The sequence below is a fragment of the Amycolatopsis sp. lyj-109 genome (genome assembly GCF_046548995.1).
Taxonomy (GTDB): Bacteria; Actinomycetota; Actinomycetes; order Mycobacteriales; family Pseudonocardiaceae; genus Amycolatopsis.
Genome location: NZ_JAJPWR010000014.1, coordinates 77812 through 90930 on the forward strand (window position 1 = coordinate 77812; position 13119 = coordinate 90930).

At 70.0% G+C, this 13119-nt stretch carries 14 protein-coding genes; 4 read left to right on the forward strand and 10 right to left on the reverse strand.

The annotated features are described in order from the left end of the window. Positions 1–480: 480 nt before the first annotated feature. Positions 481–744, forward strand: coding sequence for a WhiB family transcriptional regulator (locus ACLJQF_RS29090; RefSeq protein WP_410613677.1), 264 nt, complete (start codon positions 481–483; stop codon positions 742–744). Between the two features lie 139 nt (positions 745–883). Here the strand turns inward: ACLJQF_RS29090 and ACLJQF_RS29095 are convergent, their stop codons facing one another. Then, positions 884–1912, reverse strand: coding sequence for an RNA polymerase subunit sigma-70 (locus ACLJQF_RS29095; RefSeq protein WP_410613438.1), 1029 nt, complete (start codon positions 1910–1912; stop codon positions 884–886). A 39-nt stretch (positions 1913–1951) separates the two neighbouring features. Between ACLJQF_RS29095 and ACLJQF_RS29100 the strand changes: the two genes are divergently transcribed. Together ACLJQF_RS29100 and ACLJQF_RS29105 are read left to right on the forward strand one after the other, a co-directional pair. After that, the gene (locus ACLJQF_RS29100) at positions 1952–2695 is read left to right on the forward strand and encodes an SDR family NAD(P)-dependent oxidoreductase (protein WP_410613439.1); all 744 of its coding nucleotides are present in this window, start codon (positions 1952–1954) and stop codon (positions 2693–2695) included. A gap of 205 nt (positions 2696–2900) precedes the next feature. Further along, positions 2901–4106 carry an LCP family protein gene (locus ACLJQF_RS29105; RefSeq protein WP_410613441.1) on the forward strand — a complete coding sequence of 402 codons (1206 nt, stop codon included), beginning with the start codon at positions 2901–2903 and terminating at the stop codon, positions 4104–4106. A 4-nt stretch (positions 4107–4110) separates the two neighbouring features. On the opposite strand, the gene ACLJQF_RS29110 is transcribed toward ACLJQF_RS29105, so the two are convergent. The 7 genes from ACLJQF_RS29110 to ACLJQF_RS29140 all read right to left on the reverse strand — a co-directional run bounded on the left by ACLJQF_RS29110 (position 4111) and on the right by ACLJQF_RS29140 (position 10628). Further along, positions 4111–5301 carry an acyl-CoA dehydrogenase family protein gene (locus ACLJQF_RS29110; protein ID WP_410613443.1) on the reverse strand — a complete coding sequence of 397 codons (1191 nt, stop codon included), beginning with the start codon at positions 5299–5301 and terminating at the stop codon, positions 4111–4113. Position 5302: 1 nt separating this feature from the next. Next, on the reverse strand, positions 5303–6208 hold the full coding sequence (locus tag ACLJQF_RS29115) for a 3-hydroxyacyl-CoA dehydrogenase NAD-binding domain-containing protein (protein WP_410613445.1): 906 nt from the start codon (positions 6206–6208) through the stop codon (positions 5303–5305). After that, positions 6205–6951 (reverse strand): acetoacetate decarboxylase, encoded by a 747-nt coding sequence (locus tag ACLJQF_RS29120; protein ID WP_410613447.1) that lies wholly within the window; start codon positions 6949–6951, stop codon positions 6205–6207. The genes ACLJQF_RS29115 and ACLJQF_RS29120 overlap by 4 nt, the downstream gene beginning before the upstream one ends. Then, positions 6948–7697: a crotonase/enoyl-CoA hydratase family protein gene (locus ACLJQF_RS29125; RefSeq protein WP_410613449.1), complete on the reverse strand. Its 750-nt coding sequence runs from the start codon at positions 7695–7697 to the stop codon at positions 6948–6950. Before ACLJQF_RS29125 ends, ACLJQF_RS29120 begins: the two co-directional genes overlap by 4 nt. Before the next feature lie 44 nt (positions 7698–7741). Then, positions 7742–8881: a CaiB/BaiF CoA transferase family protein gene (locus tag ACLJQF_RS29130; RefSeq protein ID WP_410613451.1), complete on the reverse strand. Its 1140-nt coding sequence runs from the start codon at positions 8879–8881 to the stop codon at positions 7742–7744. Positions 8882–8997: 116 nt separating this feature from the next. Continuing rightward, entirely contained in the window at positions 8998–9903 is a 906-nt protein-coding gene (locus tag ACLJQF_RS29135; RefSeq protein WP_410613453.1) for a LysR family transcriptional regulator, read from the reverse strand. Positions 9904–10085: 182 nt separating this feature from the next. Next, on the reverse strand, positions 10086–10628 hold the full coding sequence (locus ACLJQF_RS29140; RefSeq protein WP_410613455.1) for a TetR/AcrR family transcriptional regulator: 543 nt from the start codon (positions 10626–10628) through the stop codon (positions 10086–10088). An 82-nt stretch (positions 10629–10710) separates the two neighbouring features. Between ACLJQF_RS29140 and ACLJQF_RS29145 the strand changes: the two genes are divergently transcribed. Beyond that, positions 10711–11073, forward strand: coding sequence for an ester cyclase (locus ACLJQF_RS29145; protein ID WP_410613457.1), 363 nt, complete (start codon positions 10711–10713; stop codon positions 11071–11073). Here the strand turns inward: ACLJQF_RS29145 and ACLJQF_RS29150 are convergent. Together ACLJQF_RS29150 and ACLJQF_RS29155 are read right to left on the reverse strand one after the other, a co-directional pair. After that, positions 11048–12409: an ATP-binding protein gene (locus ACLJQF_RS29150; RefSeq protein ID WP_410613459.1), complete on the reverse strand. Its 1362-nt coding sequence runs from the start codon at positions 12407–12409 to the stop codon at positions 11048–11050. The genes ACLJQF_RS29145 and ACLJQF_RS29150 overlap by 26 nt on opposite strands. Beyond that, positions 12406–13092, reverse strand: a complete 687-nt coding sequence (locus ACLJQF_RS29155) for a response regulator (protein WP_410613461.1) — start codon at positions 13090–13092, stop codon at positions 12406–12408. The genes ACLJQF_RS29150 and ACLJQF_RS29155 overlap by 4 nt, the downstream gene beginning before the upstream one ends. Between the last annotated feature and the right edge of the window lie 27 nt (positions 13093–13119).

The window sequence follows — 13119 nt, forward strand, 5'->3', positions numbered from 1 at the left end:
TGACGGCTCGTGACGAACGGTCACGGCCGCAGCCGGGATTCGTCGGCGATCAGCGACGCGCGCGTCCGCGAACGGCGGATTCCGGACACGCGGAAGACCCGGCTCCCGACGGCGGCGTTTCGATCACGTCCGACCGGAAACCCGTACCGGACAAGGCGGATGCGGACCGGTGACAGCCGGCCCGCCGCCCCTCGGCGGCCGGGGACGTCGCCGATCGGGTGATGTGATCGACATCGAGATCCCGGGAAGAAGGGCGTAGTCTCATGTGTTGCAGTCTTGGTTGCCCGGAGGGTGAGCCGGGGACCGAAGCCAAAACCCCCTTGACCCAGGCGGATACGCTCGCGCGTTCGCCGGAATCAAGTCGGTTGACGCGCCCCAACAATGGGAAGCAGTGACATACGGGGCTTCGCCCCGGCCGGGGGCTCCGCCACCCGGAGCCCCCGAAAGAAGCAGTAAGAGTAAGGGAGGTGAATGAAGAAAATGGAAGCCACGATGACGGGCTGGGCGGAAGTCGCGGCCTGTAAGGACGAGGACCCGGAACTGTTCTTCCCGATCTCCGAGGTCGGCCCCGGCGCCCGGCAGACGGCGCAGGCGAAGGCCGTGTGCGCGCGCTGCCCCGTGCGCGCCGAATGCCTCGGTTACGCGCTCGACAACGGCCTTGACCACGGCGTCTTCGGCGGCATCACCGCGGACGAACGCCGCCGGCTGGTGCGTACCGCGCCTGAGCGGCACCGAGTGGCCTGACGCGCCGCCCGGTGACCTCTTCCCGGCGGCCTCGAGCACAACAAGCGAATCCGGAAGAAATTCGATTCCGGACGTGCGCGCGCCCGGGTGGGTGATTCCTCGTGAATCACCCACCCGGGCTTTTTTCGGTGCGCGAAATCTATGCGCCGCTTTGCATCTTTCCGGCGGGCCCGTGGTCATCGTGCTCGGCGGGCCACGTCCCGGGCAGGTCCCACGCCGCGGCCGGGACTGCTTCGAACGCGGCCATCGCCGTGATCGCCCCGGCCTCGAAGGTGAGCAGGGTGACCCCGAACCACCGGTAATCGTGCTCTCCTGGGCGCCGCAGGTACGTGGCCACCGCGGGCTGGCGGTTGGCGCCCACCGGCCGCATCCGGAACCGCCCGACGCAGTCCGGCGACGCCGGGTCCAGCGAGAGTGAGAGCGCCCGGATGATCGAAGCGCGGTTGCCGAACCACAACGTGTACGGCGGCATGATCGCCTGGGCGTCTTCGTGCAGGAGCCGGGCCACCGCGGCCGGGTCACCGGCTTCGTACGCGGCGATGAACCGCTTCAGCAGCGCTGTTTCCCCGGCCGTCGGGTCGCCGGCCGTCCACTCTGCACGCCGCGCGGGCAACCGCTCACGCAACGTCGCGCGAGCTCGCTGGAGCGCGCTGTTCGCCGACGCCACGCTCGTCTCCAGCGACGCCGCCGTCTCCTTCGCCGACCAGCCGAGCACGTCCCGCAGGATCAGCGCCGCCCGCTGGCGCGGCGGCAGGTACTGGACGGCGGCGAGGTAGGCCAGCTCGATCGTCTCCCGCTCGACCACCGCCGCACCCGTGTCGTCCGGGGCCGCGCCCTCGAGCAGCCGGTCCGGGTACGGCTCCAGCCACGGCAGATCGGCGGCCTCGATCGGGCCCACCGGTTCCCCCGCCGGGCCGAGCTGGTCGGGCAGCACCCGCCGCGGACGGCGGGCGAGGACGTCGAGACAGGCGTTCGTCGCGATCCGGTAGAGCCAGGTGCGCTCGCTCGCCCGGCCCTCGAACCCGTCGCGGCCCTTCCACGCGCGCAGGAACGTCTCCTGCGTGAGGTCTTCGGCGTCGGCCAGGGAACCGAGCATCCGGTAGCAGTGCACCTGGATCTCCCGGCGGTGCCGTTCGACGAGCGTCTCGAAATCCTGGGCGTGCCCCACCCCGGCACGCTAGCGCACCGGGGCTGAGAAAATGCAGGGGTGAGCGGAACGGTTTTAGTACTCGGCGGACGCAGCGAGATCGGGCTGGCCGTGGCGAAACGCCTGGTCAGCGGGGACACACGGCGGTTCGTGCTGGCCGCGCGCCCGGGTACGGACCTGACCGGGGAGGTCGCCGCGCTGCGCGAAGCCGGCGCCGAGACGGTGGAAACGGCCGAGTTCGACGCCGACGACCTCGCCGCGCACGGTCCCTTCCTCGAGAAGGTGGTGGCCGGGCACGGGCCGCTCGAGACCGTCGTGCTCGCCTTCGGCATCCTCGGCGACCAAGCGCGCGCCGAACAGGACAGTGCCCACGCCGCCGCGATCGTGCACACCGACTACGTCGCCCAGGTCGGCGTGCTGACCCACGCCACGAACCTGCTGCGCGCGCAGGGGCACGGCCGGCTCGTCGTGTTCTCGTCGGTGGCCGGGGTGCGGGTGCGCCGCGCGAACTACGTCTACGGCTCGGCGAAGGCCGGCCTCGACGGCTTCGCGAGCGGACTCGCCGACGCGTTGGAGGGCTCCGGCGTCCACCTGCTGCTCGTCCGGCCCGGCTTCGTGATCGGCCGGATGACCGAGGGCATGACACCCGCGCCGTTCTCCAGCACGCCGAACCAGGTGGCCGAAGCGACCGTCGCGGCCCTGCGCCGCGGCCGCGGGGTCGTCTGGGTGCCCGGAATACTCCGTCCGGTCTTCTTCGTGATGCGCCTTCTGCCCCGCGCGATCTGGCGCAAACTGCCGCGGTGACGCGATAGCACCGGCCACTGTGTCCGGTGCCACAGCACGTTCTCGTGCGCGCATCCTCACAGTGCGTCGCAAAACCCGGCGATGGGGCGGATTCTGCTCGGCCGATCGGGCAGCGTCACAGCATCCCGACAACTTTCTCAGCTGATTCCCAGCAAACCCGGTGATCCTCGAAGGAGGGGAAACACAGGGAAGCAAGGGGAACGTCGTGCTGTTGTCGTCGCGGGGGAGCCGCATCGGCGGCCGGGTCGCGCTCGGCGTCGTCTCGACGGTGGTGCTCGGCGCCACCGGCTACCTGTGGACCCAGCTGAGTTCCCTGGACGCCGGCATCGTCACCGCCGACGTCATCCCGCCGGCCGCGCAGGTCGACAACGACGACACCCCGCCCGGCGAGCCGCTGAAGGTCGCCCAGAACATCCTGCTCGTCGGGATCGACGCGCGCACCGACACGTACGGCAACCCGTTGCCGCAGAACGTGCTCGACGCCCTCCACGCCGGTGGTGGCGACGATGGCGGTGACACCACCGACACGATGATCGTGGTCCACATCCCGGCGGGCGGCGCCGCGGCCACCGCGATCTCGATCCCGCGCGATTCCTATGTGGACATCGCGGGCGGCTACGGCAAGCACAAGATCAATTCGGCCTACAGTCGTGGCAAGAACGCCTCGATGTCCGGTTTGCGGACCCAAGGGCTCTCCGGCGCGCAGCTGGAGGTGGCGGCGAACGAGGCGGGCGCGAAGACGGCGATCCAGACGGTCGAGAAGTTCACCGGGCTGACCATCAACCACTACGCGGCGATCAACCTCGCGGGCTTCGACGCGCTGTCGCAGGCCGTCGGCGGCGTCGAGGTCTGCCTCAAGGCACCGGTGCACGACAACTACTCCGGCGCGGACTTCCCCGCCGGGACGCAGACCCTGTCCGGGGCGCAGGCGCTCGCCTTCGTCCGGCAGCGCCACGGGTTGACCAGCGACCTCGACCGCATCGCGCGGCAGCAGGCATTCCTGTCCGGGATGGCGAAGAAGGTGCTGAGCGCGGGCACGTTCACCGACCCGTCGAAGCTGAGCTCCCTGGTCGGCGCGGTGCAGGGCTCGGTGGTGCTGGACAAGGGCTGGGACATCCTGAGCTTCGCGCAGCAGCTGCGGGGGATGTCTTCGGGCGCGATCGCGTTCGCCACCATCCCGGTGCAGAGCCTGTCCCTGTCGACGCCGTCCGACGGCGACGCGGTGAAGGTCGACCCGGCGCAGGTCCAGCAGTTCGTGCGCACGACGATCAGCACCGCGGCGGTCCAGGCGTCGGGCGACGACACGACCGGCGGCGTGAAGCCGGTGGCCGCCACCGGCACGAAGACGCCGGGTACTTCGGCGAACACGAAGCAGCCGGCGACCAGTACGGCCGCCGGCTGCGTGAACTGACCGATCACACGAACGCGGACTGCCCGGTGATCGCCTTGCCGACGATCAGGGTGTTCATCTCGCGGGTGCCCTCGAAGGAGTAGATCGCCTCGGCGTCGGCGAAGAACCGCGCGACGTCGTACTCGAGCACGATCCCGTTGCCGCCGAAGATCTCCCGGCTCCAGGCGACGACCTCGCGCATCCGCGCGGTGACGAACGCCTTGGCCAGCGACGAGTGCTCGTCCTGGAAGATCCCCGCGTCCTGCAGGCGGGCGAGCTGCACCAGCATGCCCCAGGAAGCGGTGATGTTGCCCAGGCTCTTCACGAGCAGGTCCTGCACCAGCTGGAAGCGGGCGATCGGCCGGCCGAACTGCGTGCGCTCCTTGGCGTAGTCCAGCGCGAGCTCGTAGGCGCCGACCATCACGCCCAGCGCCTGCCAGGCCACGCCGCCGCGGGTGGCGCGCAGGATCTCGGCGACGTCGCGGAAGGAGTCGATGCGCTGCAGGCGGTTCTCCTCCGGCACGCGGACGTCGGTCAGGGTGATTTCGGCGTTTTCGACGATCCGGAACGCCGTCTTGCCCTGGATCTTCTTCGCCACGAAGCCCGGCGTGCCCTTCTCGACGACGAAGCCCTTGACGTGGTTGTCGTCGACGTCACGCGCCCACACCACGATGTAGTCGGCGAAGGTCGCGTTGCCGATCCACTTCTTGGCGCCGTTCAGGACCCAGCTCTCTCCGTCTCGCTTGGCCGTGGTGCGCATGCCGCCCGCGACGTCGGAGCCGCCGAGCGGCTCGGTCATCGCGAACGCGCCGATCTTGTCCATCGCCGCCATCTCCGGGAGCCAGCGGTCGCGCTGCTCCTGGCTGCCGCCGCTGTGGATGGAGTACATCGCGAGTCCGTTGTGGACACCGAAGAACGTCGCGACGGAAGCGTCGGTGCGGCTCATCTCCATCGCCATCATGCCGTTGAGGAGGTTGCTGACGGCGGGCTTGTGCTCGCCGTAGCCCTCGTACGGCAGGCCCGCGAGACCGGAGTCGCGGAACATCCCGATCAGTTCCTTCGGGAAGGTGCCGGCTTCCCAGTTCTCGTTGACCAGCGGCTTGACGTCGTTGCGCATGAGTTCGCGTGCCTTGACGAGCAGCTTGCGCTCGTCGTCCGGCAGCAGCGCCTCGAAGTCGTAGAAGTCGGCGGTGAGCTTGTCCTTCAGGGGTTCCATTTCAGTTCTCCTCCACTGCGTTCAACACTGCGAGCTGCTTGCGGTCGCGCGTCTCGGCGAGTTCCGAGTACGTGGAGGAGCCGTAAGCCTTTTCGACAGCTTCGATGAGCTGTTCCTGCTCTTCGGGGCTCTGGCTGGGGGTGCCCAGCCCGGCCCACATCTTCTTCATGGACTTGCCGATGTGCTCGGCCATGTGCCGGTAGCCACCGGGGCCACCGCCGAGGTGCGAGCCGAGAAACGGCCCGACCGTGGCCCAGCGGATGCCGAGCGAATTCGTGATCACCTTGTCGAGGTCTTCCGGCGTCACGACGCCCTGCTCGACGAGGTAGATCGCCTCGCGGCTGAGCGCGTTCTGCAGCCGGTTGCCGACGAACCCGGGGATCTCCTTGCGCTCCACGACCGGCGTGCGGCCGAGGAAGGTGTAGAAGTCCACCGCCTGCTGCACGGACTCGTCGCTGGTGCGCTCGCCGGGGACGACCTCGACCAGGGGGATCAGGTGCGGCGGGTTGAACGGGTGTCCGATGAGGACCCTGCTTCCGTCGATCTCGCCGGTGAAGGCGGTCGAGGGGATGGCGCTCGACGAGCTCAGCAGCAGCGCGTGCCCCGGAGCCTCCTCGACGAGTTGCTTGAACAGGTCCTTCTTGAACTCGACGTTCTCGGGGCCGTTCTCCTGCACGACATCCGCGTCCTGCACGGCTTCGGTGACGTCGGCGGCGATCTGCACGCGGCTCGCCAGTTCTTCGGCGGTCGTGCCGAGGTGCGGGGCGAACTGGGCCAGTGCCTGCGAGACCGCGTCGGCGAGATCGGGGCGGGGGTCGGTGACCCGGACGGTCAGGCCGTGGTGGGCGAACAGCGCCGTCCAGGACAGGCCGATGGTGCCGGCGCCGATGACTGCGGCGTTCTTCATGCCTGGGCTCCCTTCAAGTAGTCGAAGACCGGCTTGACCGGGGCGAGCGTCAGGTCGGTGAGGATGTGGCTCGCGGAGACGACCTCGAGCACCGGCAGGTCGGCCAGCGGGGCCAGGACGTGCTGGAACAGTTGCAGCCGCGCGGGGCCGGTGTAGGCCTCCTTGACCACGACGTCGGTGATCTCGGTGCGGACCAGCTCCTGTACGCGCGGGGCGCCGTCGTAGCCCGGGATCGTCTTGAGCATGAACGTCGGGACGGTGATCTGGCGTTCGGCCTCGCGGACGTCCAGCTCGTGGTGCTTGTAGCCCATGGTCGCGGTGGCCACCCGCAGCGTCCCGTAGTCCAGCGTGCCCACGAGCACGCCGTTGTCGACATAGAGATTCGGGCTTCCCACGGTCTTCGGGTAGGCGCTGACCTCGCGGCCGGACGCGGTGGCGGGGAAGTTGTCGAGGTACATCGCGTGCAGGTACTCGCCACGCTCGCCGTCGAAGCTGACCTCGATCGCCTGGCCGGACTCGGTGTACGGGCCGTAGCCGGAGACGTCGCCCATCTTCATGACCTCGAAGCGCACCAACGGTTCCTCGACCTGCAGCGGCTCCGGGACGACCGCGCGCAGGGCGTCGGCGTCGGTGCGGTAGACGATGTTGAGGTACTCGCGGTTCGTGAACCGCGGCACGACGGGCGCGAACGCCGGGGCGGTCAGTGGGGTCGTCACGTGCCGGCGGACTTCTTCGATCTTCATTCGCCTGTCCACTTCGGAGCACGGCGCTCGGCGAAGGCGGTCATACCTTCGCGGACGTCGTTGGACTGCATCAGTTTCTTGGTCTCTTCACGCTGCACGGCGAACGCTTCGGCTTCCGAGCCGCGCACGATCTTCTTGACGGCGGCGAGCGCGAGCGGCGCGTTCTCCGCCAGCTTCTCGGCCAGCTGGAGCGCGACGGCCGCGGCGTCACCGTTCGGCGTCACGCGGTTGACCAGGCCCAGCTCGCCGGCGCGGCGGCCGGTGACGGGCTCGCCGGTGAGCAGGAACTCCATCGCGAGGTGGTGCGGGATCCGCTTCGGCAGCCGGATCACACCGCCGCCCGCGGCGATCAGGCCGCGCTTGACCTCGGGAAGACCGAACTGGGCGTCTTCACTGGCGACGATGAGGTCGCAGCCCAGCGCCAGTTCGAACCCGCCGCCCATGGCGAACCCTTCGACGGCGGCGATCAGCGGCTTGGTCAGCTCGGCTTCGGTCAGGCCGCCGAACCCGCGGCCGGGGATCTCCGGTGACTCGCCCTGGAGGGCGGCCTTGAGGTCCATGCCGGCGCTGAAGGTGTTCTCGGCGCCGGTCAGGACGCCCGCCCGGAGCGTGGGGTCGCTCTCGAGTTCGTCGAGGGCGGCGGCCAGCCGGGTCGCGACGGCGGCGTTGACCGCGTTGCGAGCCGCCGGCCGGTCGATCGTGATCAGCAGGGTGCTGCCGACCCGTTCAGTACGCACTTCACTCATGACTTCACTTCCCAGGTGCCGCTTTCACGTGAAAGCGACGTGGTTCAGACCAGTTCGGCGAGGACTTCGGCGGTGTCCTGGCCGGCCAGCGGGGCCAGGCGGCGGATCGAGCCGGGCGTCGCGGAGAACTTGACCGGGATGCCGACCGTGCGGATGGTGCCCTCGCTCGGGTGCTCGACGGTGTCCAGCAGGTGGCCGTCGCGGACGTACGGGTCCTCGTGGGCGTTGTCCAGTTCCAGCACGGGGGCCATCGGGATGCTGTGCTTGGCGCACACTTCGGCCCACTCCTCGGTGGTCAGCGCCGGGGCGCACGCCGCGATCTGCGCGCTCAGCCACTCGTTGTCGGCGCGGTTGATCGCCTCGCCGTTCACGCGCGGGTCCTCGGCAAGGTCGGGGCGCTCGGCCGCCGCGAAGAAGTCGCGGAAGTTCTGCGGGTTGTAGGGGATGACGCAGGCGAGGCCGTCCTTCGTGCGGACCGCGGCGTGGCCCTTCGTCATCGACAGCGCGAACCCGGTGGGGCCTTCGGCCGGCTCGTAGGTGTGCCCGGCGAGGTGCTCGACCAGGTTGAACGCGATCAGCGTGTCGGTCATCGGGATCTCGATCTGCTGACCGTTGCCGGTCTTGTCCCGGTGGACCAGCGCGGCGAGCACGCTGTAGGCGATGGTCAGCGACGAAACCTTGTCGCCGATGATCGTCGGCAGGTAGACCGGCTCGCCCAGCGCCCGGTTGGCCACGTCGACCAGGCCGGAGGAGGCCTGCACGGTCTCGTCGTAGGCGGCGTTCCCGGCGCGGTCGGAGTCGCTGCGGAAGCCCTGCGCGTGGGCGTAGACCAGGCGGGGGTTGCGCGCGGCGACGTCGGCGTAGTTCAGGCCGAGCCGGGCCAGCGCGCCGGGGCGCATGTTGGTGATCAGCACGTCGGCGGTGTCGATCAGCTTGAGGGCCTGCTCGCGCTCGGTCTCGTCCTTGAGGTTGAGGGCCACGCTGCGCTTGTTGCGGTTGACGTTGAGGTTCAGCGCCGTCATGCCCGGCGTGGTGCGGTACTCGCCCACCCGCACGGTGTCCGCGGGGGACTCGATCTTGATCACGTCGGCGCCCAGGTCGCCGAGGATCTGCGCCGCGTACGGGCCCATGACCACGGTCGAGAGGTCGATCACGCGCACGCCGTCCAGAGGTCCGGTCGTCATCTTTCCGTCCTTTCGCGCCTTGCTGTTTTGCTCTACTTCCGAACGTAGGCGCGTCCGACGGGAAAGGGAATGATCATGATGCGAACAATGGTATGACTCTGGTGGTCATACCATTCTCAGCTGCTGAGCGGCTCGGCGAAGATCTCTTTCGCGGCGTCGACGAGCTCGCGCAGGTCGCCGTCGGTGCGGTCGCGCCGCCAGAGCAGGCCGGTGTCCAGCTGGGGTCGGAAATCCGTGAAGGGCAGGACGGTGACGTTGTCGAGCCGGTAGCCGTGCATCGGGCTCTTGGCGTCGAGCATGGAAATGGAAAAGGCTTCGCCGCTGGAGATGATTTCGGACGTCCCGCCGTAACCGGTGTTGGTCAGCCGGATGCGTTTCTTGACGCCGAGTTCGTTCAATTGGTGGTCGAGCTGGTCGAAATAGGCGGGCGTGATTTCACCGGGTGAGGCCACGTACGGGAACTCGGTGAGTTCGGCCAGGCTGACGGAGTCCCGCCCGGCGAACAGGTCGGCGGGCACGACGGCACCGAGCCGTTCGGTCATCGCGGGCAGCTGTTCCAGCGCGGGATCGGTGACCGGCAGCCGGGCGAGGGTGAGGGCCAGCTTGCCGTCGTGCACGCCCTGGACGAGATCGGCGGTGGTGCCGGGCCAGCGCTTGAGTTCGTACCTTTGTTTCACTCGTTCGGCGAGGGCGTTGACGCGTTCCCGCAGATCGGGGTGCACCCCGGCGGGCATGCCGAGGAAAAGGGTGCTGCGCTGCGGCCGCGTCGCCTCGGCCAGCTTCCACGGAATGGCGCTGACCTGCTCGAGGACGTCCCGCGCCAGCGGCAGCAGCGCGGCCCCGGCGTCGGTGAGGGTGACGTGGTGGGTGCTGCGGTCGAACAGCTGCTGCCCCAGCTCGTGTTCGAGATCCTTGACCCGCTGGCTGAGCGGGGACGCGGCCATGTGCAGCTTCCGTGCGGCCGCGGAAAAGTTCAGTTCCTCGGCGACCGCGACGAAGTAGCGCAGGTGCAGCATCTCCATCCCCCGACCCTAACGACCACCGCGCGTGATGCCCTCGCAATCACGTGTGATGCCTTTCCGGACACGTGTGATGCCCGGCACCGCACACCGGCTTCGGTCGGCGGGGGCATCTCGCGTGATTGAGGGGGCATCTTGCGTGATTGGGGAGGCATCACACGTGATTGGCGGGACGACACGGGGGATCAGGGGGTCGACACGGCTCGGCGGACCAGGGCCAGCAGGTGGGGGGTGCGGGCCGGGGCGTTGGCGAGGGCGACGCCGGTGGCCAGCAGGAGGAGGTCGAGCGGGTCGGTGTCCGGGGTGACGGCGCCGGCGGCCTTTGCGCGGTCGACGAGTGCGGCCGCGGTCTCGTTCATCGTCGAGTGCCACTGCGCGAACAGGGTCTCGTGGCCGCCGGCCGGGGTGGTCAGGGACAGTGCCAGGTCGCGCTTGTCCCGGACGTGCTCGGCGAACGACGCCAGCCAGGCGAACAGCTCCGCCCCCGGGTCGGCCGCGTCGAGACGCGCGCCCGAAGTCAGCGAAGCCACTTCGCCCGCGTACACCGCGATAACCAGTTCGCGACGGCTGGGGAAGTGCCGGTACATCGTGGCGTTGCCGATGCCCGCGCGCCGGGCGATCCGGTCGAGCGGGGCGTCCGGCCCGTCTTCGGCGAACACCGCACGAGCCGCCGCCAGCAGGAGCGCGTGGTTGTCCCGGGCATCGGATCGGCGGGCTCGTGCGGGCATCGGCGCTCCTTGCCAAGTGGGGAGTTCCCCGGTTAGTCTACGGCATCATAACCGGGGAACTCCCCACTTAATGGAGGCGACGATGATCCCGTCCGAAGTCCACGCACGGCTGGTCGAGCTCTGGACGGCCGGACGCTTCAAGGAAGGCCTGCGCTACATCGACCCCGACGTCGTCGACCACCGCGGCGGCACCGACGGCGACCACCACGGCATCGACGCCTGGCGGGCGAAGTGGGACCAGAAGGCCGACGTCACCGTGCAGATCGAGCAGAACGTCAGCGAAGGCGAGTTCTCGGTGAACCGCTACACCACCTCCGGTCCCGGCTACGCCGTGACCAGCATGGACATGGTCCGGGTCCGCGACGGCCGGGTCGTCGAGCACTGGGCGCTCATGGACGTCACCGCCCGCGCCGCGCAGCTCAGCCCGACGCCGACGGGAACGTGAGCGTGAAGGCCGCGCCGCCTTCGGGGGCGGGGCCGGCCGTCAAAGTTCCGCCCATCCGGGTGACCAGCGCGTGGACCAACGCGAGCCCGATGCCGGAGCCGACCGGACGGCGGTCGCGGTAGCGCGCGTTCAGGACCCCGCGCTCGAACGCCACCGGGTAGTCCTCCGGCGCCAGTCCCGGCCCGCCGTCCCGGACCGCCAGCGAAGCCGACGAGCCGGACACCGACAGCGAAAACACCATCGGCGCCCCCGAAGGGGTGACGCGCAGAGCGTTCTCCGCCAGGCCGTCGACCACCTGACGGAGGCGGCGAGCGTCCGCCAGCACCGGCACCGGCCCAGCAGGCGCCGAAACGGACAGCCGGACGTCCTCGCGCGCGCACCGCAGCTGCCACACCTCCGCGCAGTCGCGCACCAATGCGGCCAGGTCCAGCGAAGCCAGGTCCAGCCGGAACTCGTCCGCCTCCAGCCGCGCCAGCTCCAGCAGGTCCTCGACCAACCGCGAAAGCCGCGCCGCCTCCCGCTGGATCGTCTGACCCGCGCGCACCGCATCGTCCCCGGAAGCGACGCCGTCCGCGATCGCCTCGGCGAAGCCCGTCACCGCCGTCAGCGGGGTCCGCAGCTCGTGCGACACCGACAGCAGGAACTCCCGCTGCCGCGCCTCGCTGACGGCCAGCGCGTCGGCCAGCGCATTCAGCGATCCGGCCACCTCAGCCACCTCGCGTGGCCCCTGCACCGGGACCCGCACGTCGCGACGGCCGGCCCGCAGCGATCCCGCGGCAAGAGCGGCCCGGCGCAGCGGGCGGCCCAGCAGCCGGCCCGAGACGATGCCCGCGAACGCCGCCACCAGCAGCCCGATCCCCAATGCCAGCAGGATGTTGCGGACCAGTGCCCGTTGCGTCGCTTGGGCGTTCCGCGTGGGCAGGACCAGCGCGAACGCCGCCCCGCGCGTGCCGACCACCCGCGTCTCGACCAGGTACTGCGAGCCCGCCACCGTGACGCGCTCCGAGTGATCCGCCGCGAGCCCGGCCTTGACGGCGGCCTGCACGGCGGTGGCGTCGCCGAGCGCCTGCCCGCCCGCGCGGCGGACGACCACCGAGATGCCCTGCCCGCGCACGACGTCGGCCACCTTGCCGACGCCCAGCCGGTTGCCGATGCCCGTTTCGTCCAATTGTGACGCCACGACGTCGGCCTGTGCGGACAGCGTCGACTGCAGCACGTTGTCGGCCGTGGTCCGGATCAGCCGGGACGCGACCAGCCCCGCCACGATCACCGCGACCCCCGCGACGGCCACGCACACCAGCGTGATCCGCCCGGCCAGCGTCCCCCGGAACTTCACGCCGGGTCCGCCGCGTAGCCGATTCCCCGCACCGTCCGAATCGGACTCGACGCACCGAGTTTCGCCCGCAGCTGCGCCACGTGGACGTCGACCGTGCGCGTCCCCGCCGCCGCCGCGTACCCCCAGACGGCGCTGAGCAGCTGGTCGCGCGAAAGCACCTGCCCCGGGTGCCGGAGCAGGTGCGTGAGGAGGTCGAACTCCGTCGACGTCAGCGAAATCTCGGCTTCTGCCGCCCAGGCGCGGCGGCTGGTGAGATCCACCCGCGCGCCGCCGACGGTCAGCACCGATGCGGCCGGCGTCGCTCCGGAGGCCCGGCGCAGCACGGTCCGGACCCGGGCCGCCAGCTCGCGCGGGCTGAACGGCTTGGTGAGGTAGTCGTCCGCGCCGATCTCCAGGCCCAGCAGGCGGTCGAGCTCGTCGTCGCGGGCGGTGACGAACAGCACCGGCGTCCAGTCCCCGGCCGCGCGCAGCGCCTTGCAGATCTCGATACCGTCCATTCCGGACAGTCCGATGTCGAGCACGATCGCCACCGGCTTGAGCCGCCGGACCGCTTCGAGGGCCCGGCCGCCGTCGGCCTCGACGTGCACGCCGAAGCCGTCGCGCTTGAGGTAGAGCGCCGCCAGTTCGGCGATCGCGGCCTCGTCCTCGACCACGAGGACGAGGCCGCGCCCCGGTGACCCCATGCCTGCTCCCGTCTCCGCCGTGTTCAG

Excerpts from the sequence above, each read along its gene's own strand:
- ACLJQF_RS29090 (WP_410613677.1), top strand. The coding sequence starts at position 481 with ATGGAAGCCACGATGACGGGCTGGGCGGAAGTCGCGGCCTGTAAGGAC.
- ACLJQF_RS29110 (WP_410613443.1), bottom strand. The coding sequence starts at position 5,301 with ATGGAACCCCTGAAGGACAAGCTCACCGCCGACTTCTACGACTTCGAG.
- ACLJQF_RS29115 (WP_410613445.1), bottom strand. The coding sequence starts at position 6,208 with ATGAAGAACGCCGCAGTCATCGGCGCCGGCACCATCGGCCTGTCCTGG.
- ACLJQF_RS29120 (WP_410613447.1), bottom strand. The coding sequence starts at position 6,951 with ATGAAGATCGAAGAAGTCCGCCGGCACGTGACGACCCCACTGACCGCC.
- ACLJQF_RS29125 (WP_410613449.1), bottom strand. The coding sequence starts at position 7,697 with ATGAGTGAAGTGCGTACTGAACGGGTCGGCAGCACCCTGCTGATCACG.
- ACLJQF_RS29130 (WP_410613451.1), bottom strand. The coding sequence starts at position 8,881 with ATGACGACCGGACCTCTGGACGGCGTGCGCGTGATCGACCTCTCGACC.
- ACLJQF_RS29135 (WP_410613453.1), bottom strand. The coding sequence starts at position 9,903 with ATGGAGATGCTGCACCTGCGCTACTTCGTCGCGGTCGCCGAGGAACTG.
- ACLJQF_RS29140 (WP_410613455.1), bottom strand. The coding sequence starts at position 10,628 with ATGCCCGCACGAGCCCGCCGATCCGATGCCCGGGACAACCACGCGCTC.
- ACLJQF_RS29145 (WP_410613457.1), top strand. The coding sequence starts at position 10,711 with ATGATCCCGTCCGAAGTCCACGCACGGCTGGTCGAGCTCTGGACGGCC.
- ACLJQF_RS29155 (WP_410613461.1), bottom strand. The coding sequence starts at position 13,092 with ATGGGGTCACCGGGGCGCGGCCTCGTCCTCGTGGTCGAGGACGAGGCC.